At 49.8% G+C, this 25248-nt stretch carries 23 protein-coding genes; 6 read left to right on the top strand and 17 right to left on the bottom strand.

Translation table 11 applies throughout. From position 1 onward, the window contains the following. Positions 1-57: 57 nt before the first annotated feature. Positions 58-1089 (bottom strand): S66 peptidase family protein, encoded by a 1032-nt coding sequence (locus IYN85_RS16790; protein WP_196160071.1) that lies wholly within the window; start codon positions 1087-1089, stop codon positions 58-60. A gap of 12 nt (positions 1090-1101) precedes the next feature. Further along, on the bottom strand, positions 1102-1863 hold the full coding sequence (rlmB, locus tag IYN85_RS16785) for a 23S rRNA (guanosine(2251)-2'-O)-methyltransferase RlmB (RefSeq protein ID WP_196160070.1): 762 nt from the start codon (positions 1861-1863) through the stop codon (positions 1102-1104). Positions 1864-1927: 64 nt separating this feature from the next. Between rlmB and IYN85_RS16780 the strand changes: the two genes are divergently transcribed. Further along, on the top strand, positions 1928-2212 hold the full coding sequence (locus IYN85_RS16780) for a PilZ domain-containing protein (protein ID WP_196160069.1): 285 nt from the start codon (positions 1928-1930) through the stop codon (positions 2210-2212). 14 nt (positions 2213-2226) lie between these two features. On the opposite strand, the gene rnr is transcribed toward IYN85_RS16780, so the two are convergent. The 11 genes from rnr to tsaE form a co-directional block, all read right to left on the bottom strand. Continuing rightward, positions 2227-4635: a ribonuclease R gene (rnr, locus tag IYN85_RS16775; RefSeq protein WP_196160068.1), complete on the bottom strand. Its 2409-nt coding sequence runs from the start codon at positions 4633-4635 to the stop codon at positions 2227-2229. A 129-nt stretch (positions 4636-4764) separates the two neighbouring features. After that, positions 4765-6057: an adenylosuccinate synthase gene (locus tag IYN85_RS16770; protein WP_196160067.1), complete on the bottom strand. Its 1293-nt coding sequence runs from the start codon at positions 6055-6057 to the stop codon at positions 4765-4767. A 1-nt stretch (position 6058) separates the two neighbouring features. After that, a complete protein-coding gene (locus IYN85_RS16765; protein ID WP_196160066.1) occupies positions 6059-7255 on the bottom strand; it encodes an ATP phosphoribosyltransferase regulatory subunit in 1197 nt (398 codons plus the stop codon). A gap of 109 nt (positions 7256-7364) precedes the next feature. Next, positions 7365-8294, bottom strand: coding sequence for a protease modulator HflC (gene hflC, locus IYN85_RS16760; RefSeq protein ID WP_196160065.1), 930 nt, complete (start codon positions 8292-8294; stop codon positions 7365-7367). Positions 8295-8305: 11 nt separating this feature from the next. Continuing rightward, complete coding sequence (gene hflK / locus IYN85_RS16755) at positions 8306-9487, bottom strand: FtsH protease activity modulator HflK (protein ID WP_196160064.1); 1182 nt, start codon at positions 9485-9487, stop codon at positions 8306-8308. A gap of 44 nt (positions 9488-9531) precedes the next feature. Continuing rightward, the gene (hflX, locus tag IYN85_RS16750) at positions 9532-10845 is read right to left on the bottom strand and encodes a ribosome rescue GTPase HflX (protein ID WP_196160063.1); all 1314 of its coding nucleotides are present in this window, start codon (positions 10843-10845) and stop codon (positions 9532-9534) included. A 65-nt stretch (positions 10846-10910) separates the two neighbouring features. Beyond that, the gene (gene hfq, locus IYN85_RS16745) at positions 10911-11156 is read right to left on the bottom strand and encodes an RNA chaperone Hfq (RefSeq protein WP_196160171.1); all 246 of its coding nucleotides are present in this window, start codon (positions 11154-11156) and stop codon (positions 10911-10913) included. A gap of 500 nt (positions 11157-11656) precedes the next feature. Further along, positions 11657-12625 carry a tRNA (adenosine(37)-N6)-dimethylallyltransferase MiaA gene (miaA, locus tag IYN85_RS16740; RefSeq protein WP_196160062.1) on the bottom strand — a complete coding sequence of 323 codons (969 nt, stop codon included), beginning with the start codon at positions 12623-12625 and terminating at the stop codon, positions 11657-11659. After that, positions 12625-14478 carry a DNA mismatch repair endonuclease MutL gene (mutL, locus tag IYN85_RS16735; RefSeq protein WP_196160061.1) on the bottom strand — a complete coding sequence of 618 codons (1854 nt, stop codon included), beginning with the start codon at positions 14476-14478 and terminating at the stop codon, positions 12625-12627. Before mutL ends, miaA begins: the two co-directional genes overlap by 1 nt. 25 nt (positions 14479-14503) lie before the next feature. Beyond that, complete coding sequence (locus IYN85_RS16730; protein WP_196160060.1) at positions 14504-15847, bottom strand: N-acetylmuramoyl-L-alanine amidase; 1344 nt, start codon at positions 15845-15847, stop codon at positions 14504-14506. Continuing rightward, positions 15844-16317, bottom strand: a complete 474-nt coding sequence (gene tsaE, locus IYN85_RS16725; protein ID WP_370592221.1) for a tRNA (adenosine(37)-N6)-threonylcarbamoyltransferase complex ATPase subunit type 1 TsaE — start codon at positions 16315-16317, stop codon at positions 15844-15846. Before tsaE ends, IYN85_RS16730 begins: the two co-directional genes overlap by 4 nt. An 88-nt stretch (positions 16318-16405) precedes the next feature. Here tsaE and queG point away from each other — a divergent pair, with 88 nt between their 5' ends. Then, a complete protein-coding gene (queG, locus tag IYN85_RS16720) occupies positions 16406-17509 on the top strand; it encodes a tRNA epoxyqueuosine(34) reductase QueG (protein ID WP_196160059.1) in 1104 nt (367 codons plus the stop codon). 13 nt (positions 17510-17522) lie between these two features. Here queG and IYN85_RS16715 read toward each other — a convergent pair whose 3' ends face one another. Further along, a complete protein-coding gene (locus IYN85_RS16715) occupies positions 17523-19181 on the bottom strand; it encodes an FAD-dependent oxidoreductase (protein WP_196160058.1) in 1659 nt (552 codons plus the stop codon). Between the two features lie 251 nt (positions 19182-19432). On the opposite strand from IYN85_RS16715, the gene IYN85_RS16710 reads away from it, so the two are divergent. Continuing rightward, on the top strand, positions 19433-20227 hold the full coding sequence (locus IYN85_RS16710; protein WP_196160057.1) for a 1-acyl-sn-glycerol-3-phosphate acyltransferase: 795 nt from the start codon (positions 19433-19435) through the stop codon (positions 20225-20227). Here the strand turns inward: IYN85_RS16710 and IYN85_RS16705 are convergent. Next, a complete protein-coding gene (locus tag IYN85_RS16705; RefSeq protein ID WP_196160056.1) occupies positions 20154-20750 on the bottom strand; it encodes a YigZ family protein in 597 nt (198 codons plus the stop codon). The genes IYN85_RS16710 and IYN85_RS16705 overlap by 74 nt on opposite strands. Positions 20751-20835: 85 nt before the next feature. Then, complete coding sequence (locus IYN85_RS16700; RefSeq protein WP_196160055.1) at positions 20836-21423, bottom strand: GDSL-type esterase/lipase family protein; 588 nt, start codon at positions 21421-21423, stop codon at positions 20836-20838. 193 nt (positions 21424-21616) lie between these two features. Between IYN85_RS16700 and IYN85_RS16695 the strand changes: the two genes are divergently transcribed. Both IYN85_RS16695 and IYN85_RS16690 read left to right on the top strand, forming a co-directional pair. After that, complete coding sequence (locus tag IYN85_RS16695) at positions 21617-22678, top strand: BamA/TamA family outer membrane protein (protein WP_196160054.1); 1062 nt, start codon at positions 21617-21619, stop codon at positions 22676-22678. Further along, positions 22678-23550: an ion transporter gene (locus IYN85_RS16690; protein WP_196160053.1), complete on the top strand. Its 873-nt coding sequence runs from the start codon at positions 22678-22680 to the stop codon at positions 23548-23550. Before IYN85_RS16695 ends, IYN85_RS16690 begins: the two co-directional genes overlap by 1 nt. Before the next feature lie 257 nt (positions 23551-23807). Here the strand turns inward: IYN85_RS16690 and IYN85_RS16685 are convergent, their stop codons facing one another. After that, entirely contained in the window at positions 23808-24428 is a 621-nt protein-coding gene (locus IYN85_RS16685; protein ID WP_196160052.1) for a pyridoxamine 5'-phosphate oxidase family protein, read from the bottom strand. A gap of 97 nt (positions 24429-24525) precedes the next feature. On the opposite strand from IYN85_RS16685, the gene IYN85_RS16680 reads away from it, so the two are divergent. Next, positions 24526-25230 carry a YafY family protein gene (locus tag IYN85_RS16680; RefSeq protein WP_196160051.1) on the top strand — a complete coding sequence of 235 codons (705 nt, stop codon included), beginning with the start codon at positions 24526-24528 and terminating at the stop codon, positions 25228-25230. The last annotated feature ends 18 nt before the right edge of the window (positions 25231-25248 follow it).

The following is a 25248-nucleotide window of genomic DNA, read 5'->3' as shown; positions in this document are numbered from 1 at the left end:
CAGACAATTCCGTTAAGGAGAAAGCCGGCAAGGCGCCTGTTTCTCTTAAAGACTCCATTATGGGCGCCACTGCCTAACGGAAGCCTTACCCTGTTTGAACGCTATACGGGCTTTGGCCCCATTCATTAAACAGAGATTTGGCGGTAAATGACCAATATCCGCATCCAGTAACACGGGAAACTTCACTGAATCGAAGATCTCATGCAAGACGCATCGATAGGTTAATCCGTGACACGCCTCCGGACCCGCGTTGCGGCCAAAAACGACACCAGCGACGTTGGCAAATACACCACGCATGACCAAATTCAGCAAAGCCCGTTTCAATTCCGGAATCGACATTTCGCAGTTTTCCAGATACAGGATAATGTTGTCATCACGCCAACGTTGTCTTAGCTGCGCCAGATCGAAATACTCAGTTCCAGCAAGATGAAACAGGATATCCAGACAGCCACCCAGCAACCGCCCTTCCATTACCACGTCAGGAGAACCATCGAGAGCTTGCCAATGGGTTGGTTCGGTCAGGTTCAGGCACGCGTCAGTTTGCGCGGTAAAATCGATGTAATCGCGCTGAAAGTAAGCGGAGGATTGTTGATCGAACCATTGTCGATCGGCCAATCGCAGGTGAGTCAGCGTTTGAGCCGTCAACGGGTCACGTTGACCATTGTGTAAATCCATCAGGTTTGCGCTGTGTACGGTCACCCAGTTCAGTTTCTGCGTCAGGGCTACGGCCAGTGTACTAACATCGGAAAAGCCGAGAATCCATTTGGGTGATACTCGGCGTAATGCGGCGTAATCCAGCAAAGGCAAGAGTTCCATCGCATACTCACCGCCCCAAGGAGGAAATACCGCATCGATCGACGGATCCAGCAAAAACCGCATTAATTCATCTGCTCGATTCTGCGCAGAACCACTCACGCTGTTCACGTTACTGCGCAAACATTGGCCTTCAATAACCCGGTAACCTTTGGTTTTTAGATCGCGCAGAACCAAGTCCAGCCGCGCATGGCCCGCCTCACTGACACCACTTGAGAAGGCTGTAATGGCAATGGTAGAACCTTGAGCTAGCGGTTTCGGGAAACGTGCGAACATATGCCCTCGACGTCAGGCTAACTGTCGTTGGCGAACGACTTCAAACAAACACACGCCTGCCGCCACAGAGACATTCAAACTGCTCACGTCGCCAGCCATGGGGATGTGTATCAATTCATCGCACAAGTCGCGTGTCAGGCGACGCAATCCTTTTCCTTCTGCGCCCATGACCAAAGCCAAGGGGCCCTGCAACTTGGTTTGATAAATATTATGGCTGGCCTCGCCAGCGGTTCCGTACACCCAAATGCCCCGTTCCTTAAGCGATTCCAGCGTTCGTGCTAAGTTCGTTACCGCAAAGAACGGAACCGTGTCAGATGCGCCGCTGGCTATTTTTACGGCCGTGGGTGTTAATGAACCGGATTTGTCTTTCGGGACAATCACACCATGCGCGCCGGCAGCATCGCACGTCCGCAGGCAAGCGCCGATATTATGCGGATCGGTGACTCCATCCAACACCAACAATAGCGGTGCCGTCTGCAGCGAATCCAGCAGAGCGTCTAAATCGTGTTCCTTTAAAACCGGTGCGGCTGTCGTCAGCACTAAAACTCCTTGATGACGGGCGTCTTTCAGTTCCTGCTTTTGCAATGTTCGTTCAAACTCTTCCCGTGGCGCCAAGCGAAATTTCACACCTTTCTCGCGAACCAGGTCGAGCAAATTATTCATGCGGTTATCTTGCCTGCCTTTCAGAATAACCACTTCTTTTATGCGATCCGGATTGTTTTCGAGAGCACTTTGCGCCGCATGCAATCCAAAAATCCATAAAGACTCTGACATGAATTTTTCTCCAATTCTTAAACAGGTTGCTACACTCAATAAAACCTGCACATGAGTGCAATCTATGATTAAACAACGTAAACAGAACCGACGTTTTCATCGAGTTCAGTTAAAAGCGGCAGTCACATTGACCACGGCTAATGGCGTTTCTGTCCCCTGCCAATGCATCGATTTTTCAGAAGACGGGATCGATCTGGCAACGTTATCGATCGAAAGCCGTTTTTCAGACTATGCAGTTGCCGCTGGATCGGTCGTGACGTTGCAGATAGACGGTGTCAGCGAAGGACCCACTCTACGCGCAGCGGTTATACGTGCAGCGGCCCATACGCTGGGCCTCCGTTTTCTGTAAAACGCACTCAGGCGTTAGTGTTTACGACTTTTCTTGGCTTTCTTTTTGCCATTGGCATTGGCCGGTTTTTTACTTTTGGGTTTGCTACCTTGTGCCCGTTTGGTTTTTGCCGGAGGCCGATGTCCTGGTTTACCTGCACCTGCGCCACGTCGACTGCGGTCCGGCTTACCCACCTGAGCATCGGCTAACTCAAAATCAATTTTCCGTTCATCCAAACTTACCCGAACCACCCGAACCTTTAACTTATCGCCCAGACCATAACTAATCCGGGTTCGGTCGCCCACCAGTCGATGTGCGGCCTGTTGATATTGATAATAGTCAGATTGCAAACTGGAAATGTGGACCAAACCATCGACGTAAACATCATCCAATTGAACAAACAAACCAAAGTTCGTTACGGATGACACCGTTCCACTGTACTCGTCTCCGATATGGTCGCTCATGTATTCGCATTTTAACCAGGCGATGACATCCCACGTCGCTTCATCTGCGCGACGCTCAGTCATAGAGCAATGTTCACCTAATTCAAACATGCTTTTGGCGTCGTATGGGTAAATCTGTTTAGGATCCAGATTATCAGCCCCTTTCACGCGTTTCACATATCCAGTCCGTTTTTTACTGCGAATAACGGAGCGAATGGCACGATGCACCAGCAAATCGGGGTAACGCCGAATCGGTGACGTAAAGTGCGCGTAACGATCGAAAGCCAACCCAAAATGACCGATGTTGTCCGGTTGATAAACGGCCTGTGCCATGGAGCGCAGCATCACCGTTTGCAACAGTTCAAAATCTTCCCGTCCGGCGATCTGTGACAACAGTTTTTGATAATCTTTCGCCGTAGGTTTAAAGCCACCGCCTAACGCCAGACCCTGTTCGCCCATGTATTCACGAAGATTTTCCAAGCGTTCAAAAGACGGCACGTCATGTACCCGATACAGGCACGGAATACTCAACTCTTCCAGGAAAGTAGCCGCACTGACATTGGCAGCCAGCATACATTCTTCAATCAGACGGTGGGCTTCATTGCGTTCTGAAGCCACAATTCGGTCAATTTTCTGCTCGTCATTGAAGACAATCCGTGTTTCGCGGGTTTCATACTCAATAGCGCCCCGCTCCGTTCGTGCGATGCGGAAACATTGGTAAACCCGCTGCAGCGCATCAATGTTCTTGAGTACATCGGCACCGAAACTTTTCTTGAATTCCGCTCGATGCGTTGGCTCGCCCTCTTCCAACACGCGACTGACCTGCGTGTAGGTCAGACGGGCGTGCGAATGGATCAAGCCTTCCATAAACTTAAAGCTGATCACGTCGCCGTGTTCGGATACATCCATTTCACACACCAACGCCAAGCGATCGGTATTCGGGTTTAGCGAACACAAACCGTTAGAGAGCACCTCCGGTAACATCGGAATAACGCGTTCGGGGAAATAAACCGACGTGCCGCGTGAGCGGGCTTCGTGATCCAAAGGTGTATCCACCTGAACGTAATGAGAGACATCGGCAATGGCCACAAACAACTTCGTTGTGCCGTTCTTCATGGGCTGAGCGAACACCGCGTCATCAAAATCCCGAGCGTCTTCACCGTCAATGGTAACAAAGGCTTTGGCACGCAAATCGACGCGGTGCAGTTTGTCAGCTTCCTCGACATTCTTACCGTAGCCAACGATCTGTTCTTCAACTTCATACGGCCAGGTATGTGGAATATCATAGGTGCGCAGCGCAATATCGATTTCCATACCCGGTGCCATGTGCGCCCCCAACACTTGGGTAACACGACCAATAGGTTGTTTGCGAAACTCTGGTTGCTCCACAATATCCACGACCACAATGTCGCCGTCGCTAGAAGTGGATACATCTTTTGGCGGAATCAGTATGTCTTGGGCAATTCGTTTGTTTTCCGGATGAACAATGCCGAAACCACCCTCCCAGTGAAAGCGGCCAACGATCTCGATGGTATTGCGCTCCAGTACTTCTGTGATCGTAGCTTCTACACGGCCGCGATGGTCGCGACGCCCTTTTCGGGCCAAAACAACATCACCGTCAAAACAGCAACGCATCTGGCGGTGGTTAAGTAAGAAATCGTCACCGCCCTGATCGGGTATTAAAAACCCAAAGCCATCCGGATGCCCCTGAACGCGTCCACGGACTAAATCCATCTTATCAAGTAAGCCAAACGCACCTTTGCGAGAACACAGTAACTGGCCGTCACGCACCATGGCAATTAAACGGCGACGCAATGCTTCAATGGCATCTTCTGTCGTCAAATTCAGCTCTTCACAAAGCTCAGGGTGGGTTGCAGGGCCTTTGCGCCTCTCGAGGTGGGCCGTAATAAACTCCCGGCTAGGAATGGGGTTGTCGTATTTTTTTGCTTCCCGCTCTAAATGCGGGTCAGATGAGGAATTATTTTTTTTCACGATATCCATATATCATTGTTATTGTACGCAGAACAGTATAGCGAGAGATGCACTGGAACAGTAGGAAGAAGTCGGCAAATTACCGGCTTTCAGAGGAAAACTCCGGGCTTGATGCGCCCGGAGTAAAGTTTTCAGTTCTTACATTTCAAAAGAGTGCTTCAACACAATGGTTTCAACACGATCGGGACCTGTTGAGACGATGTCGATACGAGCACCAATGGCTTTTTCAATGTATTCAATATAATCGCGTGCGTTCTGTGGCAGATCGGCCAACGATTTTGCACCAAAAGTCGATTCTTTCCAGCCTGGCAGGTCAACGTAAACCGGTTTTACTGTGTCGAAGGCTTCAGAAGACTCTGGCCATTCCACTTCATTACCGTCAGCGTCTTCATAACCGACACAAACCTTCACCACATCCAGGCCATCTAGGACGTCCAATTTGGTCAGGCAAATAGCGTTGATCGAGTTAATCCGAATACTGTGCTTAACCAAAACTGCATCAAACCAGCCACAGCGACGGGCGCGACCGGTTGTGGTTCCGAACTCATGACCTTTTTCAGCCAGATGCTTGCCGTTGTCATCGAACAATTCAGTTGGGAAAGGTCCAGAGCCAACACGTGTCGTATAGGCTTTGGTAATGCCCATAATTTGGTCAAGATACAACGGACCAACACCTGAACCAGTGGCTACTCCACCTGCGGTAGTACTTGAAGATGTTACGAAGGGGTAGGTACCGTGATCGATGTCCAACAGCGACCCTTGAGCACCTTCAAACATAATATTGCCGTTCTGCTCACGAATGCTGTGCACTAGACTGACGGTATTCGTCGTAATGTCTCGAATACTTTCCGCCTCAGCGATAACTTCATCAATGACAGCGGTGACATCGACGGTCTCAGCGTGGTAATACTCTTTAAGGATAAAGTTATGGTATTCCAACAATTCCGTCAGTTTTTCACGGAATCCATTCTGGAACACATCACCCAAACGCACACCACGGCGGCTGACCTTATCTTCATAGGCTGGTCCGATACCTCTACCGGTTGTGCCGATCTTGTTATTGCCACGCTTGGTCTCACGAGCCTGATCCAGCGCTACGTGAATCGGCAATATCAGTGGACAACCGGCTGAGACATGCAGTCGTTCTCGCACGGGAACACCCATTTCTTCCAGCATGGCCATTTCTTTTAGCAGGGCCGTAATGGACAACACCACGCCATTGCCGATGACGCATTTCACACCATCCCGCAAAATTCCGGATGGGATCAGATGCAATGCCGTTTTCTTGCCATCAATAACCAGTGTGTGCCCAGCATTATGGCCGCCTTGGAAGCGAACCACGGCGTCTGCATTTTCAGTCAGTAGATCGACTATTTTGCCTTTACCTTCATCACCCCATTGAGTGCCTAATACGACTACATTCTTACCCATCTTAACTTTGCCTATGTTGAGAAATCGATTGAACTTGCCACTGGTTATCAATCAAAACCAGCTCCCGGTCACAGCCTAATTCGTCGATATCAGACTGCCCGTTAAATACGTGAATCACGCGCTCGCCGGAGCGACGCAGGTCAGCGACTTTAGCACGCAGGGCGCGATCATTATTCGCTGGCGCTAAAATAGCAGGCGTTTCAGACCACTGGGCTACTGTTTGCGACGCCAGCACTTTCAGATCGCTGGAAAAGCCGGTAGCTGGACGCGAACGACCAAAAACTTCGCCTGTATGATCGTAACGACCACCACGGGCGACAGGCTGCCCAAAACCGGGGACAAAAGCCGAAAACACCAATCCGGTATGATAGTTAAAATCTCGCAATTCCGCTAAATCCAAATGCACCCGAACATTCGGGAAACGCGCTATTAACTCATCCGAAATCGTCTGCAATGTATCCAATGCCCGCGCAACCTCAGCGGGTGCGGAAGCCAGTTTCTGCTTCCAGGCTGAAATTTTATCGACCGAACCTGCCATACCCGGCAATTCTTTAAATTGGCTCCGCTGAGTATCGGTTAAGGCTGACTGATGCAGCCAACAGTCAAGTTCGGGCAACGCCCGCTGACGCAACAGGCTATAAAGCTCGGTTTGCTGGTCGATACTGAGATCTGTTTGCGCGACGAGGGCCTGATATATACCGATATGCCCCAAATCGACCGTGACTTCTTCCAAACCGGCACATTCCAACGACCGAAGCATCAGTGAGACTATTTCAATTTCACTGTCGATACCAGAATAACCATAGAGTTCCGCACCAATCTGGATCGGACTGCGAGATGACAATAAATGGGTTGGTTTGGTGTGGAGTACTGATCCGCAATAGCAATAACGGGCGACTCCACGTTTTGGCATGGAGTGAGCATCCATTCGGGCGACCTGCTGGGTTCGGTCAGCGCTGATACCCATCATCCGTCCGGTATGCTGGTCGGTAATTTTAAAGGTCAGCAAATCCAGGTCATGACCGACACCGGTCAGCAGTGATTCCAGATATTCCGCGCTTGGCGGTTGTAACAAGTCGTAACCCCAGGCTCGATATTCATCAAGCAAGGCTCGACGCAAAGCTTCGATTCGGGCGGCTTGTGGCGGCAGAATTTCTTCAATTCCGTCCGGCAATAGCCAGCGTTCTGCAATGGTCATGCGATATCGGATCCCATAGTTTGATTTCTTAGGGCACAAAAAAACCGGGCAAACTGCCCGGTTGCGGGATTATACACATGGGTGCAGAAAACACCCAATGGAATTTTTTCTATTTACCCGTTTGACTATTCAAGAAGCGGAAGAAATCGCTCTCAGGTTCCAGAATCAGCATGTCGCCACTGGAACTAAATGATTTACGATAGGCTTCCAAACTGCGGTAGAACGCATAAAAATCGGCATCTTCCTCGAACGCTTTAGCATAGATAGAGGCTGCCTCAGCATCCCCCCGACCTTTAATCTGCTCAGCTTCTCGGAAAGCGTTTGCCAACGTAATTGTCCGTTCTTGATCAGCGTTCGCCTGAATAATTTCAGCCTGTCGTTGGCCTTCTGAACGGAAACTTCTTGCCAACTGATCACGTTCGGAACGCATACGTCGGAAGACGTCGCTGGATACCTGTGACGGCAAGTCAATTGCTTTCACTCGAATATCGACGACCTCAATACCCAAACCGTCCAGCGCAACCGTGTTCACTTTGCGCAGAACTTCATCCATCAACACATCGCGCTCACCCTTGTTAGAATCGATCACATTGCCTTCAGGCAGCTCTTCGTCATCTTTCAAACCGGTCACTACTTCACGCAAAGGCTTATCACCAAACGCGTCGCGCAAGGCGGCATTCACCCGCGAACCCAGTACCTGATTCGCCGCAAAGAAATCACCGCCGCTGTTCGCGGTGTAGAACTTCAGCGTATCGGCAATGCGCCACTGTACATACGAATCTACTTCCAGGCTTTTCTGTTCACTGGTCAAGAAACGCTCAGGTTGGCTATCCAGCGTAATAATTCGGTTGTCGAACTTACGAATGGTATTGACGATTGGAATCCGGAAATGAATACCGGGTTCCACGTCCCACTCGACTACTTCACCAAACTTCAACTTAATCGCAGTCTGCCGTTCTTCCACGATATACAAGAATGTCGTGGCCGCTAAAATCACCAAGGCGGCTAAAATGGTGAATACGCTACTCTTTCCACTCATCATTTCGCTCCTTATTGGTTATTTCGACGACGGTCGATTTCACGCAAAATCTGGTCGGTGAGGTTACTCACTTCCGATTGCGTCAGATTATTCACATTGGCAGCGCCGGTGGTCAGGTCACTGATTGCACTGGCCGTACTATTTTTACGCAGTTGATCCAGTGGCAGATACATCATGTTATTACCATTTTCGACATCCAACAGAACTTTGGAACTTTTCGCGTAGATTTCTTCAATTGTGTTCAGATACAAACGCTGACGGGTAATATCTGGTGCCTTCTCGTACTCTGCCAACAACGCACTGAAACGGTCTGATTCACCCGTTGCTTTTGCGACAACTTCCTGACGATAGGCTTCTGCTTCAGCCAATTGGCGCTGTGCCTGACCCTGCGCAACAGGAACAATCTGATTTGCGTAAGCCTGCGCTTCGTTGACCAAGCGCTGCTGATCTTCCCGAGCCTTAATTACGTCATCGAATGCATCCTGAACCGCGCTCGGTGGTGCCGCATCGGTAATTTTGAGCTGCGCCAATTGGATACCGACATCGTAGTTATCCAAGTAGGTTTGTAAGCGCTCTTTAACCAACGCCTGAACCTGATCACGACCTACGGTCAGAATCTGCTCCAAACGTGCAGAACCAACTACGTGACGCAACGCTGACTCTGCGGCATGGGCAATAGTCGACTGAGGGTCGCGAACATTCAATACATAGGCTTTCGCGTCAGCAGCACGATATTCCACGGTCATTGACACTTCAACGATGTTTTCATCCGCAGTCAACATGGAATTTTTTAAGCTGTGCTCACGCACCTGAGTGACATTTACTTTGTCTGCTATCCGGTCAATAAAGGGGATTTTCATCTGCAGACCTGGGTTTTCGACGCTGTAGAATTTACCCAAACGCAAAACGACGGCTCGCTCGGATTCATCAACCGTGTAGAACGAGTCGTAAGCCACATACAGAACGCCGGCGACAATCACCAGAGCCAACAAAGAGGCAAAGCCCCCGCCGGAACCAGAGGAATTATTGTTTCCGCCTTTGTTGCCACCACCGCCCAACCATTTGTTCAGCTTGGTGTTTAACTGTTTAAAAAGGTCATCAAGATCCGGTGGACCGTCATTACCTTTATTACGATTTCGGTTACCCCAAGGGTCCTGATCGTTATTCCCACCTGGTGGTTCGTTCCACGCCATGGTCAACTCCATCTCTTTTTATCATTGGCATAGCTAGTAAACAGCTATCGTTCAAAAAACTCTTTTTCCCGGGAAACCCCGAAACGTTCTTCAGAGAGACTGAAACGTTTTAACAACTGTTTAAAGTCTTTCTTCTGCATTCTAATGTCTAGTTCTACGTGCCCATAATCATCATAGTTCTCTGCAAGAATTGCATTTTGTTCAAATAAGGCCGCTCTTAATGCCGATTCATTAGGGGCTAATGTCACTTTTTGTGAGATTACCTCGTCACCCAGCAATTCGGTGATTGCACCCAATATCAGCGAAGTTCCTTCACCGGTGTGAGCCGATACCCAAACCCTTACTGGCACGCCTTCATCGTTACGTTCAATGGCAGGCTTGAAATTGTCGAGCAAATCAATCTTATTAAACACCTCTAAACGGGGCACTTCATATGAACCAATTTCTTCAAGCACGTTTTCGACTTGTTCAATATTACTCAACCGATTCTCATCCGCACAATCAACGACATGAATCAGTAAATCCGCCTCCGCAGTTTCCTGCAGCGTCGCCTTAAACGCCTCTACCAATTTATGGGGGAGATGACGGATAAATCCAACTGTATCAGCGAGAACAATATCACCCATATCAGGAATTGCCAGACGCCTTAACGTGGGGTCCAGTGTTGCAAACAATTGATCGGCAGCATATACACTTGCCTCGGTCAGATAGTTAAACAGCGTAGACTTACCGGCATTCGTGTATCCCACCAGCGAGACTGTTGGGGTATCAGAACGCGCTCGGGCCCTTCTGGACTGGTCACGTTGTTTCTCAACCTTTACCAATCTTTTATGAATTGTACTGATACGAGCACGCAATAAACGTCGGTCGGTTTCCAGCTGAGTTTCACCGGGTCCGCGCAAACCGATACCGCCTTTCTGTCGCTCCAGGTGCGTCCACCCCCGAACTAACCGGGTACTCTGATACTGCAACTGGGCCAGCTCAACCTGCAACTTCCCTTCATGCGTGCGCGCACGCTGCGCAAAAATATCCAGAATCAGGCCCGTTCGATCTAATACCCGACATTCAATGGCCGCTTCCACATTGCGTTCCTGAGAAGGACTGAGGGCATGATTGAACAACACCACATCGGCATCATGCGCCTGCACAGCCATGCGAATTTCTTCCAGCTTGCCGGTACCGACAAAATACTTGGGATGAGGTGTGGTCCGGGAAGCGCGGATATAGGTAGCGGGGTCAGCCCCCGCCGACACGACCAATTCTTCAAACTCGATCGGGTCTTCTCGATGATCAGATTCAGGGAAATCCACATGGACCAGAATGGCCCTATTACCGCCCTCTACACGTTCAAAAAACAATCACAAACTCCGATGCCCGGCTTTGCCGGGCGAAGAGAAAAAAACATCCTATACGGCCAGAAACGTTACTCGATAGTAACGGCTTCTTCGCCATCTTGAGAAATTTTCACATTTCGGGCTGGCACAACCGTTGAAATCGCGTGCTTATAGACCATTTGGCTGACTGTGTTTTTCAACAAAATGACAAATTGATCGAAACTTTCAATCTGACCCTGCAACTTAATTCCGTTTACCAGGAAAATTGAAACTGGAATGCGCTCTTTACGCAGCGCGTTTAAGAAAGGGTCTTGTAAAGATTGCCCTTTTGACATGATCTGCTCCTTTTTCTTAAGGATTGTAATAGTAATCGGCTTAGTCAATCGGCGTTATTGCCCCATGCTGGCTGTCAATAACGGTGACATCGAGTGCCCCACGAATGCTCCAGCGTGCCCATAGCCAGCGAAAACGTAGCATTGAGTCACAAAAAGTCTGGAATAGCCGCATTCAGAAATCTTAACAGTGAGGATTCTAGTTTATTTTCATTCTATTGTGGATGGGACAAGGCCATTATTTTCGGAATACCCACACTTTTTTGACCCAGAGCGTCCGGCGAGGCCAGTCCTCTTGTAATACATACCCTAATCGGTGTTCTGAGTGTACTGCGCACAAGCATCAACAAAGAGTCAGAAAAGCACGGGCTTCAAAGGCAATGCTCGACCTCTGCTCGCAGGATTAGGCTTTTCAACGAAAACATCAGCAACACCCTTCAGCCAATTCATTCGGCTTTATGGCGAGTGTGGTTTTAGGAGTTAAGATATAGTAGCCATCCACATTAATTCAAACGGCTCAATATCTGCGAAGCGTACCGTATGCTATTGGTTTGGGTGGTATCCAGAACGTCCATTGGCATCCATCCCCGGAGCCAAGTTAGCTGACGCTTTGCCAACTGACGAGTTGCGACAATGCCTTTCTCAATCATGGTGCTGTAATCGAAATCGCCATCAAAATACTGCCACATCTGTCGATAGCCAACGCTACGCATCGATGGCAGATCCAAGTGCAAGTCACCGCGTTCATACAATCGACGAACCTCAGCCTCAAACCCCTGCTCCAACATAATGTGGAAGCGCTTAGCAATCCGCTCATGCAAAACTTTCCGGTCGGTTGGCATAACTGCGTACTGCAATAATTCGAAAGGAAACTGATCCACGGCCTTTGCGGCGAGATTACCCTTACCATCATGAACGCCTTCGGCCCAGAAACTGGAAATCGGTCGACCGGATAATCGAAACACTTCCAGGGCACGTTGCACGCGTTGAGGGTTCTGTAAATCAATTCGGGCATGCGCGACAGGGTCGACCTGCAGTAACTCAGCCACCAGAACCGGCAAGCCCTCACGCGATAGTGTATCAGCCAACTCTGCCCGCACTTCTGCATCGCCACCGGGAAGCTCAGCCATTGGTTCAACCAGAGTCTTGAAATACAACATAGTACCACCGGTAAGCAGCGGAACCTTACCACGCAGACGAATGGATTCCATGATTGTCAACGCATCGTTGCGGAATCGCACGGCTGAGTAGCTTTCAGAAGGGTCACAAATATCAATCAACCAGTGTGGAGCGCGGCGCAGGGTTTCTGCATCAGGCTTCGCGGCCCCGATGTTCATATCTCGATAGACCTGAGCAGAATCCACCGAAATAATTTCACAACGGCCCGACTCGACCAATTCAATAGCCAGATCTGTTTTGCCGGCAGCGGTCGGACCCATCAAAAAAATGGCCTGAGGCTTGGGCGATACCATTAGCGGCCCCTCAGGAAAAGTTTATCGAGCTCCGGTAACGTCATTTGTGTCCAGGTCGGTCGCCCATGATTGCATTGACCACTGCGCTCTGTCCGCTCCATGTCCCGCAGCAATGCGTTCATTTCTGGAATCGTTAGGCGGCGGTTGGCTCGAACTGAACCATGGCATGCCATGGTCGACAAAATCTCGTTCCGGTGCGCAAGAATCGCATCGGATGACTCATGCTGGATCACATCCGATAACACCGAACGAATCAGAGGCTCCACATCAGCTTGCTGCAGATAAACCGGAATTTGCCGCACGGTCAGGCTTTCAGGACCGGAGCGTTGAAGTTCGAAGCCGAACTTCAACAGCAGCTCGCTAAATTCTTCGGCAGCGTCTGCTTCTTTTTCACTGACCGATATTTTTAACGGGACCAATAAAGGCTGAGCCTGCAGTCCTTGCTGGTCGTATTGAGACTTCATGCGCTCATAGGTAATACGCTCATGCGCGGCATGCATATCAACCACAATCAAGCCGTGCTCCGACTGGGAAAGAATGTATATTCCGTGCAATTGTGCAACCGCGAAACCCAGCGGGGGAATATCGTTTTGATCTGACTGAGGCATGGTGTTCAACCCCAGTGAACGACCTTCCTGATTAGCCGGCGGTGATTGCAAAGCCTGATAGAACGAAACCTGCTCCCGAGCGGCCATAGGCTGAGGGCTAGTACCAAAAGAGCGACCATAATCCGCCGTTGGCGCCCCCATATTCAAACTTGTCTGTCCGGCAAACTCGCCTGCTTCAAGGCCACTGATTCTAACGGGTTCGGGTGTCGCCACTTCAATGGATTGATTCGCCTGCGGCCGGACTTCGGCTAAAGCCCGATGCAGCTGACTGAACAGAAAATCGTGCACCAGCCGCTGATCTCGAAACCGGACTTCATGTTTCGTCGGGTGCACGTTAACGTCAACACCACTGCTGTCGAGTTCGAGATACAACACAAAGCAAGGATGGCGTCCGTGATAGAGCACGTCGCGATACGCTTGCTTTACAGCATGGCCGATGACCTTGTCTTTAACCACACGACCGTTCACAAAAAAGTACTGCATGTCGGGCATCGACCGAGAAAAGGTTGGCAACCCTACCCAGCCAGACATTTTCAAGCCAGCCCGTTCGGTTTCAATCACCAGCGCATTGGTCATAAAATCAGGATTCAATAATTGAGCGATCCTTCGCTGCTGCTCCGCAGGCGTTGTTGCCGGGCGCAGAGAATGAATGGTTCGATTATTGTGCCGCAGCGTAAAACCCACATCGAAACGTGATAATGCCTGGCGTTTGATCACCTCTTCCAGATGATTGAATTCCGTTTTTTCAGTTCGCATGAATTTGCGACGCGCAGGTGTATTAAAGAACAGGTCTCGCACCTCGACGGTAGTTCCGTCAGTATGGGCTGCGGGCGTCACATCTGTAGACATTTCCCGACCATGAGACTGAACCTGCCAAGCTTCTGTCTGCTGCGTCGGCTTACTGGTCAGCGTCAGGCGAGATACAGAGGCCACCGAGGCAAGAGCTTCACCGCGAAAACCCAATGACCCCAGCGCTTCCAACTCATCAAGCGAGTAAACTTTCGATGTCGCATGGCGCGCGAGCGCCAAGGGCAAATCATCCTTAACAATACCACGCCCGTTATCACGTACCCGGATCAACTTGATACCACCCTGTTCGATCTCGATATCAATGCGAGTCGCCCCGGCGTCCAGGCAGTTCTCAACCAACTCCTTAACCACCGACGCCGGGCGCTCAACCACCTCACCTGCGGCGATCTGGTTAGCCAAACGCGGCGATAAGATTTCTATTTTTCGATGTAACATAAAAGCTCTTTCAGTTGTCCAGTCGTCATGCGTCTGGAATCAACAGTACTTGACCCACGCGGATCGTACTGCTGTTTAATTTGTTCAGGGAAATCAGCTGCAAGACGGAAACACCGTTTTTAGAAGCAATACCAGACAGGGTATCACCGCGCGCTACGGTATATTTTTTCACGGTGCCTTTTTGTTGCTGTAACCAAGCAATGTAACTGCCTTCCGGCGGTGATTTTTCAAAATAACGCACGATACCGTCGCGGATGGCACTGGCCATTTTCGCCCGATAGGCTGGCGACCCCAGATTTTTCTCTTCGGTAGGATTACTGATAAATCCGGTTTCTACTAAGATAGACGGAACGTCTGGCGCGCGCAGTACCACGAAGTTTGCTTGCCCAACCTTCTTTTTATTGCCATGCAACTTGGCAAACTTACTCATTTCTTCCAAGACCAAATTGCCGACTGATAGCGATCGCTGCAATGTTGCAGTCATGGAAAGGTCGACCAACACCGACTTAAGGACGTCATCCTTGTCTTCCAGGCTAACGCCATTAATACCGCCAATCACGTCCGCCGCGTTTTCCTGATCTGCCAGGTATTTTGCTACCGCGCTGACCACGCCACCGTTCGACAGAGCGTACACCGAGGCACCATTAGCGGACGATTTGTGGAACGCATCTGCGTGAATCGAGACGAACAGATCGGCGTTTTTCTCACGGGCAAAATCCCGGCGTTTCTTCAACGCAACGATATAGTCCCCTTCGCGCACCAAGATTGGCTTGAAACCCTTGGTGGCTTCTAGCTGAGCGTAAACCTCTTTCGCCATTGCCAGAACGACGTTTTTTTCTCGCAATTTGGTTGGGCCAATAGCTCCGGGGTCTTCACCACCGTGCCCGGCATCAATGACGACGACGATATCCCGTTTCTGGGTATTGTACTGATCAATGGTCTTGCTAACGGTTGGCTCCACCGTGGTTTTACCAGCAATGGAGACTAAAGTTGGCCGTTCCAGATCTACTACCAGTCGGTGACCGTACTGATCGTTCGGCGGTAAAGCGAAACTCTTTGGCGACATGGACTCGGTCATATCCAGCACGACGCGAATGTCGGCACCATTGTGCACCGCAGATCGGATACGGGAGATGCCGCTGTCCGTTAAATCCAATGCAGTCAGATCGGTTTTCAGCGCAGTTTTCTCAATATCCAGCACAATCCGGGTTGGGTTTTTCAAAATAAATATATTGTGGCTGGCCGGGGCGTCCAAGTCGAAAACCAACCGGGTGTTATCTGGTGCTGGCCATATTCGAACGCCGTCGATAGTGGCCGCCTGAACCCATGAAAAACATACCAGCAAACAGATCAGACACGCGCGAATCATATAGCCTCCGGCATTCGATTTCGGAGGGATTTCAACTGGCTTTCACCACGGCTGCTATGCGCTGAAATGGTTACTTGCCGAGCATCGGCTGATTCACATTCACTCAGCTCAATCACAAGATCCGCCGACGGTAGCAGGCCTACCCCTTTTTCGGGCCATTCGACCAACCACAAACCGCGTTGTGCATCAAAATCGCGTATTCCCAAAAATTCAAGTTCTTCTGGGTCCGCAAGGCGGTATAAATCGAAATGGAACACCACCGAGTTAGCCAAATCATATTGCTCGACCAGGGTATAGGTCGGGCTCTTCACCTTACCTTGCCAACCAAGTCCTTGCACAAGCGCGCGACTTAATGTGGTTTTACCCATACCCAAAGTACCCTTCAGAAAGATGACACTGCCAAGTTGGCAAACTTCACCCAGATGTTGCCCGAATGCAGGCATCTGAGGCTCTTCAATAATTATCTTCACAAAAAAGCTACTTATAATCTCTAAGACAAACGCGTCAGAGTGTATCATTAGTCATTCTCTATGTGACTGGCCAGCAATAAATTTACCGATGCCTTCTACTTCAAACACCATTTCAACGGACAAAAGGTTAACTCTGACTGAACAGATACGGGCGCTCGGCGTGTCAATAGGGTTCCAGGACGTTCGCTTTACATCGCCATCTACTGGTCACGTACGGGATGATTTTGAATCTTGGCTAGCAAACGGTTACCACGCCGATATGGATTGGTTAGGTCGGAACCTGGATAAACGCTTTGACGCCAGCAAGCTACATCCAGGCACGTTAACCGTGATCAGTGTGCGAATGAATTATTGGCCGCGAGATAGCCAGAGCCAGAGCATCCTCGACGACTCACGAAAAGCCTATATCAGTCGCTATGCCCTGGGGCGTGATTATCACAAAGTCTTGCGTAAACGATTGGCTGCATTTGCGCAGGCCATCGCAAAACTGGCTGGAGAACACGATTACCGGCCCTTTGTGGACAGCGCACCGGTGATGGAACGCCAACTGGCCGAACAGGCCGGTATGGGATGGATAGGTAAGAATACGCTACTACTCAGCCCGGGACATGGCAGCTATTTTTTTCTCGGGGAACTGTTCACAGACTTACCCCTGACACACGACCAACCCACAGCAAAAAGCCATTGTGGCAGTTGCCGTCAGTGCATCGTGGACTGTCCAACCGACGCTTTCGTCGCGGATGGCGTGTTGGATGCCGGGAAGTGTATCAGCTATCTCACCATTGAATACAATGGCAGCATCCCCCTGGAGCTGCGCGATAAAATAGGAAATCGCGTTTACGGTTGCGACGATTGCCAATTGGTCTGCCCCCATAATCGCAAAACCCACAATACTGACGAGCCGGACTTCTCGCCTCGACACCAACTGGACAACGTATCGCTGATTTCATTATTTCAGTGGGATGAAGCCACCTTCTTGAGCAAGACCGAAGGCAGCCCGATCCGACGAATTGGTTTTGCCCAATGGCAACGAAACCTGGCCGTTGCACTAGGCAACGGTCCGGCGGACGATGACGTCATAGCCGCATTGCAGGAACAATATGGTCGCGTATCGGCACTAGTGGATGAACATATCCAATGGGCGCTGGAGAAGCTCCAGGTCCAAAAAAAAGCCTCAAATGAGGCTTCTTAGGCGGCGTAAAGACTTACATGCCGATGCGTTTCACCATCTGATAGGTTGTATACCCACCGGTCAGGTTACGCACTTTATAACCCAGGTTGGTGAGCATTTTGTAGGCAACATATCCGCGCAGACCTACGGCACAAAAAACAATCAGGGTTTTATCTTTGGGCAACCTATGCAAGTTATCCCGCAGATTGTTCACTGGAATGTTCATGGCTTCATCAATGGTTCCTAACACGCCAATTTCTGTCGGGTTACGGACATCGATCAACACGCCATCTGAAGCGCAGTCTGGCACATTAACTGCGTGACAGATTTCGTGCTCGCCGCGACAAACATTGCTGGCCACGAACCCGGCCTGATTAATGACGTCTTTTGCTGAACCGAATGGAGGAGCATAACAGAGTTCGAATTCTTCCAGGTCGAAAACCGTCATGCCACCGCGGATTGCCGTCGCCAAAACGTCGATACGTTTATCGACACCTTTCGCCCCGATCGCCTGGGCACCAAGAATTTTTCCATCCTGTGGGTCAAACAACAATTTCAGGTTAATCTGGGTTGCGCCTGGATAATAGTTAGCATGATCCGCACCATGGACGTATATTTTCTCAAAGCGAGTACCCTGCGCCTGCAGTAGTTTTTCACTGGCGCCGGTCGAGGCGGCGCTCAGCTCAAACACTTTACAGATGCCGGTACCCAACGAGTCTTTGTAACGGGATGGATGACCAAAAATGTTGTCGGCGGCGATGCGACCTTGGCGATTTGCCGGTCCAGCCAATGGAATCTGGGCAGCCATGCCGGTGACAAAGTCTTTCACTTCAATGGCATCACCTACCGCCCAAATATGCTCAATGCTGGTTTGCATGGCGGAATTTACTTGAATACCACCTTTTTCCCCCAACGCTAGGCCCGCCATTTTGGCCAGGGTATTTTCAGGTCGCACCCCAATGGCCAGAATTACCATGTCAGTCGCAATGGTTTTACCAGAACGCATGGTGAGCTCCAAACCATCGCCCGTTTCGACGATGCCATCCACGGCGTCACTTAATTGCAGGCGAACACCATGGCGGCGCATTTCCTGATGCAACGGTACGGCCATTTCCGGATCTATAGGCGGCATAATCTGATTCGCCAGTTCCACCATTGTTGTTTCAATACCCCGTTGAATCAACGCCTCAGCCATTTCTATACCAATGTAGCCACCGCCGACGACGACCGCGGAACGAGGCGATTCAATGTTGATTTTCCGGATAATCCGATCCATATCGGGGATGTTGCGCAGGGTAAACACACTGTGACTATCGACCCCGTCAATAGGCGGCACAATCGGCACAGCGCCCGGCGATAAAATCATTTCATCATAGCTCTCTGTGTATTCCTGCCCGCCATTCAATTCGCGAACAGTGACCGATTTTGCAGCAGCATCGATACTGATAACCTCCGTTTGGATTCGAATGTCCAGATTAAATCGCGCTTTCATCGATTCTGGGGTTTGCACCAATAACGCACTGCGTTCTTTGATTTCACCACCAATGTGATACGGCAGCCCACAGTTGGCGAAAGAAATGAAGCTATCGCGTTCAAATACGATAATCTGCGCATCTTCACTCAAACGACGCGCTCGAGCGGCCGCCGATGCACCACCGGCAACTCCGCCCACAATGACAATTTTCTTGCTCATGGATATCTCCAAAAAAGTGTCTAAATGATAATTACTGTTAATTATCTTATATTAGAGAATTCTTATATTTGACGCAAATCAATTTAAACACTGCTTGCCTGTATTTAGTCTTGGATATGCCCAACCATTTCCCCATGCAAGACACCAGACAAGAACTTGAACGGTAATGTCGACGTCGAAGTCATGAGAAGCCTTATATTCAGCTTCTTCCATGATAGACTCCGCAGGAAAATCGGTCGGAAAGTAACTACATGATTTTGCTGAAAATTGTCCGCATAATATTGATTATGCTTTTGTTGATATTAGGCGTTGGAGGAATATTGGTTGCGACGGCGATTGATACTATTCTGAAGCAACCGAAATCGGTATTGGCCCTGGCAAAGCTTTGGTATCAAACTCTACTGCTCATCATGAACGTTCGAGTGCAATCAGCGGGGCGTTATACCCATCAGGGTGCTTTAGTTTGCGGCAATCACATTAGCTGGCTGGATATTCCAGTCCTAGGCAGCGTGCTTCCCAGTTACTTTCTGTCCAAGGCAGAGTTGCGCTCAGTGCCGGTTCTCGGTTGGCTGGCGCACCACGCCGGAACACTCTTCATTGAGAGAGGAGGTAAACAGATCACTCAGGTTAAAGCCCTCATGCAGGCATATCTTAGTCAAGATCATTGTCTGACATTCTTCCCGGAAGCCACGACAGGTAATGGTTATGCTATCCGCCAATTTCACCCACGACTATTTTCTGCAGCGATTGAAACATCAACGCCGATACTGCCGGTGGCACTGGAGTATCGCTGCCGAACTCAACCTCATTTAACAGTGGCGTTTGGCGACGAGAGCATGGCAACGAACTTTTGGCGGGTGCTGGGTCGCTGGCGAACCGATGTTATGGTCACCTTACTGCCGACCTTACAAACCGAAGACATGGAACGAAAAGTATTGGCCGATACCGCCATGCATATGATTGCGGATGTGCTCAATCTGCCACATGAACGTCGAGGTCTGAACTTCCGGGCGACACTGCCTTCAGATCCACCATCACTTGATTAAGCTGACTTTCGGTCGTCATCAAAACCGCCTGCACATATTCACTGTATTGAATCTGATCTAAGTCTAAATCATGGTGTCGGCAGATCCGCCGAATCGAGCTTTCCAGGGCAAACGGAAACCGCACCTCAAGCTTGACTGGTGTTTCAACCGGCAAATACTCCGCAGATTCCAGCGCCTGTGATACGGCCCCCCCATAGGCCCGACTCAACCCACCTGCTCCCAGTTTTATACCACCGAAATAGCGCACCACCACAGCCAGAACATTCACCAGGTTTTTATGATTCAGCACATTGAACATGGGTTTGCCTGCGGTTCCGGAAGGTTCTCCATCATCACTCATGCCACTGTTGCCCTGAACATAAAATGCGAAACACACATGGCGAGCATCGAGATACTGACTTCGCAAAGCCTCAATGCGTGCCTTCGCGGCAGTTGCATCTGCTACAGGCTCCACCCAAGCCAAAAACCGACTTTTTTTGATTTCAATTTCGATAAAAACGGGGGCTGCTAAGGTTACTGGCATGATTATCTGCAGGTCATGATACGGCAGCACACCCTAGCGACATGCTCGACGAAAGGCAATGCACGGACAGCTTGAAGCAGAGTTGCTAATTAAACCACCAAGCACGATCATTCCAGATCAATTCAAACACTTTCTGATATCCGATGTCCGCTGGGAATACTTTATCGCCTTTCGCCAGTTCTCGTTTGTACTGTACGTCCTCCGCCAATGACGAAAAAATATCGATATAGGGAACGCGTGCTTTTTGGCATAGCTCTCGATGTAACCCATTCAAACGTTTGATCCGAGTGTTCTGCTGTGGTTCGTAGACCGGTGGAATACCTATCATGATCATTTTAAAGTGAGGGCGGGTTTTCAGGATCAATTGTTTCAATGCCTCCAGAGACTCCTGATTCGCAACGCGCGGCTTGCCATCCACCAACTCGGTATCATGCAATCCAAAGGCAAGAATCAGGCGATTATCCTGTCCTTTGGGAAATCGTGGCGCCAGCTCGTTAACCCGAGCGGCCACCATCGGGCTCGTCTCCCCTTCGACTCCCAGATTGTAAAAACGGACCATGCCTAACTCTTTTACGGTGGCCATCATTAACCGATTTGACCAACCCTGCATACTCGGATCGCCCACACCGCTCGCGAAACCATCACCTAAAACGCAAAAATTCAATTCAGTCATAGCGCTACTTGTTTTGTTATTATGTTCAATTTAGCTGTTTTAATAAGCACTAGCCAATCCCACTGGGTTATTTTTCCTGTGCGCTACCATGTTAACCGGACTTTGTTCGACAACGCCCACTGTTTCAGCCTGGTTGACCCTGCTACCGCGCTGCGCTAATTTGCCCGCACGACATTAAGGATATGACACCCCAATGAAAAAAACGCTTATCGCCGTGAGTGTTGCACTGGCCGCGTTCGCCAATGCCAATGAAGAACTAAAACCCGCGGCATGGGTTCCGTTACCCGCTATTGGCTCTTCGCCAGAAACAGGTTTTCAATATGGTGCCTATGTCATGAGAATTTTTCCGCAGCTCGAATCAGGCGTTCCTCAGAACCGACTGGAACTGTTGTTGCAGGGAACAACACAAGGGCAATTCCAGGCGTATTTTTGGCCCAATGTGTATGTCGATCAGGGCAACTGGCAGGTCAAAGGCAAACTGGGTGGTAAATACTGGCCTTCTGCTTATTTCGGCCAGGGAAACACAAGCGACGAAAACGGTGACAAATACGCAGACACCGCCGCCGAGACATCAATCACTCTAAATTACCGGGGCGTACCGGTGTTTTCATTCGGCGGGAGTTTGTTTGCGGAATACCACCAACTGAAGGACATAAGCGAAGAGCCAGTCACAACGTTGCTAACACCCGACATTTCTGGTTCTCAAGGTGGGCTTTACAGCGGCATCGGAATAAACGCCAGCCATGACACTCGCGATAACATTGATTGGCCAACACAAGGGCATCTGCTGACCGCAAACTGGGACGTTTTTACAGCTGTACTGGGCAGTGAGCTGGACTTCAATGTCGCATCGTTGTCTTTTGCAAACTATTTGGCCGTTGCCGAAGACGTGCTTGGCGTATCAGCCAGCCTGGCGGTGTCAAGCGAAGAAACCCCGTTCACGCATTTGCCCAAACCCACCGGTGACCGCACCTTGCGTGGGGCTAACGGTAACCGCTGGATCGACAACAGCAGCCTCGGCTTGCAGGGAGAATATCGCAAAGTGCTAAGCCAACGCTGGGCTGTCATCGGTTTCGTCGACACGTTCCAGGTCGCCCCAACATTGGCTGATTTTAGCGTCAGCGATTTTCATGTCAGCACCGGACTGGGTGTTCGTTTCGCAATGACACCAGACCGATTCAATGTGCGGCTGGATGTCGGTTGGGTCGATGCGGAGTCCTTCAACATGGCCATTACAGTCGGTGAAGCATTCTGATGGCCGAAACCAGAACCAATAAATTTCACATCCTCAGGTCTGAGCACGAGCAGGTACCACTCAAACCCTGGCAGCTGATGCTTAATGATGTCATTTTCGGCGCCGAGTCCAAGGCAGGAAAGACTTTCGATGTCCTGTTAATTATCGCTATTATCTTAAGTGTTCTGGCCGTGATGCTCGAAAGTGTCACGCGGATTTCGGTAAATTATGGGCGTTGGCTTTATTACCTTGAATGGGTTTTCACGATCGCCTTTACCATCGAGTACCTGTTACGCCTGAGTTGCGTACGCTACCCTATTCGCTATGTTTTCAGCTTTTACGGCATCGTCGACCTGCTGTCGGTGATCCCCACTTATTTATCAATATTCGTCGCTGGTGCAAACACATTGCTGGTGATCCGTATTCTCAGAATATTGCGGGTATTTAGGGTTCTTAAACTGTTCAGCTATATGCACGAAGCGGAGCAATTGGCGTTGGCCATGCGCTCGTCGAAACGCAAGATTTTTGTGTTTCTGTATTTCGTCAGCACCATCGTGGTTGTCTTCGGCGCCATCATGTACTTGGTCGAAGGTCCGGCAAATGGGTTCACGTCCATTCCTAAGAGTGTTTACTGGGCAATCGTGACATTGACCACGGTCGGCTATGGCGATATCGCGCCAAGTACGCCCTTTGGTCAATTAATTGCTTCTGCGACCATGATCACCGGTTACGCAATTATCGCCGTGCCAACCGGTATCTATACGGCAGAATTAACACAGGTCATGCGCAACAAAAGAGATGCGCGGGGTTGCACTGGATGCGGAAAAACCGGCCATGAAATCGACGCTAAATTCTGCCGACTTTGCGGTCATCCAATGCCAGAACAAGAATAATGCATTTATTGCCAGACCAAGAAGACTTAAGGCAACTCTGATTAATTCAAATCACCTCAATCCTATCGGATCGAAGGATGAGGGAGGCTTGTGTTGCAGGGAATGGCGAGTCCTTTTTAAAACACACAGCAAAGCTCAGTCATCGATCTGTAGGACCCGGAGGGAGGGGCTGAAATGGCAATTACTCAACGTTGCCTTAACTCCTTGACCAGGCTAGTCCAATGAATCCTTTTGGTTGGTTTGGTGAAAATTTCAGACTAATAAAGCGTGTTTTTAAGATGTAGAGGGTAATTCTGGTCATACGCTTCGGCATCAAAATCCTGTGCTTGCGCCAGCGCAAAATGTTTCGTCATCTCGCCAGCCGTTGGCACGGGTCGCTCAACAGGGTAAGTTTCGGAATCCCAAAGCCCTGAGCGGACAATAGCCTTTTGACATTGAAAATAGACTTTCAAAACATCAATACACAATACCGCTTTGGCGGGTTTGCCCTGCTCACTGAAGCGTTGACACAAATTCGGATCAACACTGATACAGGCAGTCCCGCCCACTCGGAGAGTCTCACCAACCGTCGGTATAAAAAAAATCAGTCCCACGGCTGGATTGACAACAATATTGCGCAATGAGTCAAGCCGATTATTGCCACGGCGATCGGGCATGTACAGCAGTGTTGGGCTCTCGACACACACAAAACCGGCTGGATCTCCGCGTGGTGAAAGATCGATTCCCTGCTCACTTTGGGTAGCGAGCACACAAAAAGGAGACTCTTCGATAAATTGTCGGTAATGGTCATTGACGTGATCGATCTCTTTCCACAAAGCACGGTCAACCGGCTCACCATAGTGATCGAGCAAAGCTTCAATAGTATTGATCGTTTTCATGATGCTCCATTATTTATTTCAGCTCAGATTTTCAGAGTGAACTGTTGGCAAAGGTTGGTTTAGGATAGCGGTTTTCTGCTGATGAACGAAATGAAACATGAACAAAGCTGAACGACTGTTCCAGTTAGTCACCTATATGCGCAGCCGGCGAACGGCGGTTACGGCTCAAGAGCTTGCACAACGACTCAATGTTTCCGAACGAACGATATACCGCGATATGCAATCGCTGGTGCTGTCAGGTGTGCCTGTAGAAGGTGAAGCAGGTGTGGGTTATCTGTTGAATTCGGATACGACGATTGCGCCGCTGATGTTCACTGAAGCCGAAATTGAAGCCATTGTCTTGGGTATGAGGTTGGTAAAATCATGGGCTGATGATGAGATGATCGCCAGCGCCGATCAAGCCATGACAAAAATTCGAAGTGTCATTTCAGAACCCCTGATGCATCGCTTAAATCATCGAACCACGCCGTTTATTGTTCCGGAATACGGACGCACAGAAAGGGTCCGGTTTGGAGAGCAGATTCGCCAGGCGATTCATCAGGACAGAACCGTTCAAATTGAATACGCAGATGCACAACAACACATGAGTGAACGGGAACTCGAACCATTAGGATTGGTTTTCTGGGGTACCAGTTGGACTTTAGCAGCTTGGTGTTGCCTGCGTGAGCAATACCGTTCGTTCCGACTCGACAGAATCAAGCAACTGGTGATTACCGACCGAACCATCAATCGCCATCATACTCTACAAGATTACTTGACCCATCAAGGCGACGACGTAAACACTGAGTTTTGGGCCATTTGACGCTCAAAAACCGATCGA

Origin of the sequence: Reinekea sp. G2M2-21 (assembly GCF_015687175.1) — a bacterium.
Lineage (GTDB): Bacteria > Pseudomonadota > Gammaproteobacteria > Pseudomonadales > Natronospirillaceae > Reinekea.
This window is presented reverse-complemented; position numbering and strand designations above follow the sequence as displayed.

Coding starts and splice junctions, on each gene's coding strand:
- IYN85_RS16790 (WP_196160071.1), bottom strand. CDS start 1,089: ATGTTCGCACGTTTCCCGAAACCGCTAGCTCAAGGTTCTACCATTGCC.
- rlmB (WP_196160070.1), bottom strand. CDS start 1,863: ATGTCAGAGTCTTTATGGATTTTTGGATTGCATGCGGCGCAAAGTGCT.
- IYN85_RS16780 (WP_196160069.1), top strand. CDS start 1,928: ATGATTAAACAACGTAAACAGAACCGACGTTTTCATCGAGTTCAGTTA.
- rnr (WP_196160068.1), bottom strand. CDS start 4,635: ATGGATATCGTGAAAAAAAATAATTCCTCATCTGACCCGCATTTAGAG.
- IYN85_RS16770 (WP_196160067.1), bottom strand. CDS start 6,057: ATGGGTAAGAATGTAGTCGTATTAGGCACTCAATGGGGTGATGAAGGT.
- IYN85_RS16765 (WP_196160066.1), bottom strand. CDS start 7,255: ATGACCATTGCAGAACGCTGGCTATTGCCGGACGGAATTGAAGAAATT.
- hflC (WP_196160065.1), bottom strand. CDS start 8,294: ATGAGTGGAAAGAGTAGCGTATTCACCATTTTAGCCGCCTTGGTGATT.
- hflK (WP_196160064.1), bottom strand. CDS start 9,487: ATGGCGTGGAACGAACCACCAGGTGGGAATAACGATCAGGACCCTTGG.
- hfq (WP_196160171.1), bottom strand. CDS start 11,156: ATGTCAAAAGGGCAATCTTTACAAGACCCTTTCTTAAACGCGCTGCGT.
- miaA (WP_196160062.1), bottom strand. CDS start 12,625: ATGGTATCGCCCAAGCCTCAGGCCATTTTTTTGATGGGTCCGACCGCT.
- mutL (WP_196160061.1), bottom strand. CDS start 14,478: ATGTTACATCGAAAAATAGAAATCTTATCGCCGCGTTTGGCTAACCAG.
- IYN85_RS16730 (WP_196160060.1), bottom strand. CDS start 15,847: ATGATTCGCGCGTGTCTGATCTGTTTGCTGGTATGTTTTTCATGGGTT.
- queG (WP_196160059.1), top strand. CDS start 16,406: ATGCCTTCTACTTCAAACACCATTTCAACGGACAAAAGGTTAACTCTG.
- IYN85_RS16715 (WP_196160058.1), bottom strand. CDS start 19,181: ATGAGCAAGAAAATTGTCATTGTGGGCGGAGTTGCCGGTGGTGCATCG.
- IYN85_RS16710 (WP_196160057.1), top strand. CDS start 19,433: ATGATTTTGCTGAAAATTGTCCGCATAATATTGATTATGCTTTTGTTG.
- IYN85_RS16705 (WP_196160056.1), bottom strand. CDS start 20,750: ATGCCAGTAACCTTAGCAGCCCCCGTTTTTATCGAAATTGAAATCAAA.
- IYN85_RS16700 (WP_196160055.1), bottom strand. CDS start 21,423: ATGACTGAATTGAATTTTTGCGTTTTAGGTGATGGTTTCGCGAGCGGT.
- IYN85_RS16695 (WP_196160054.1), top strand. CDS start 21,617: ATGAAAAAAACGCTTATCGCCGTGAGTGTTGCACTGGCCGCGTTCGCC.
- IYN85_RS16690 (WP_196160053.1), top strand. CDS start 22,678: ATGGCCGAAACCAGAACCAATAAATTTCACATCCTCAGGTCTGAGCAC.
- IYN85_RS16685 (WP_196160052.1), bottom strand. CDS start 24,428: ATGAAAACGATCAATACTATTGAAGCTTTGCTCGATCACTATGGTGAG.
- IYN85_RS16680 (WP_196160051.1), top strand. CDS start 24,526: ATGAACAAAGCTGAACGACTGTTCCAGTTAGTCACCTATATGCGCAGC.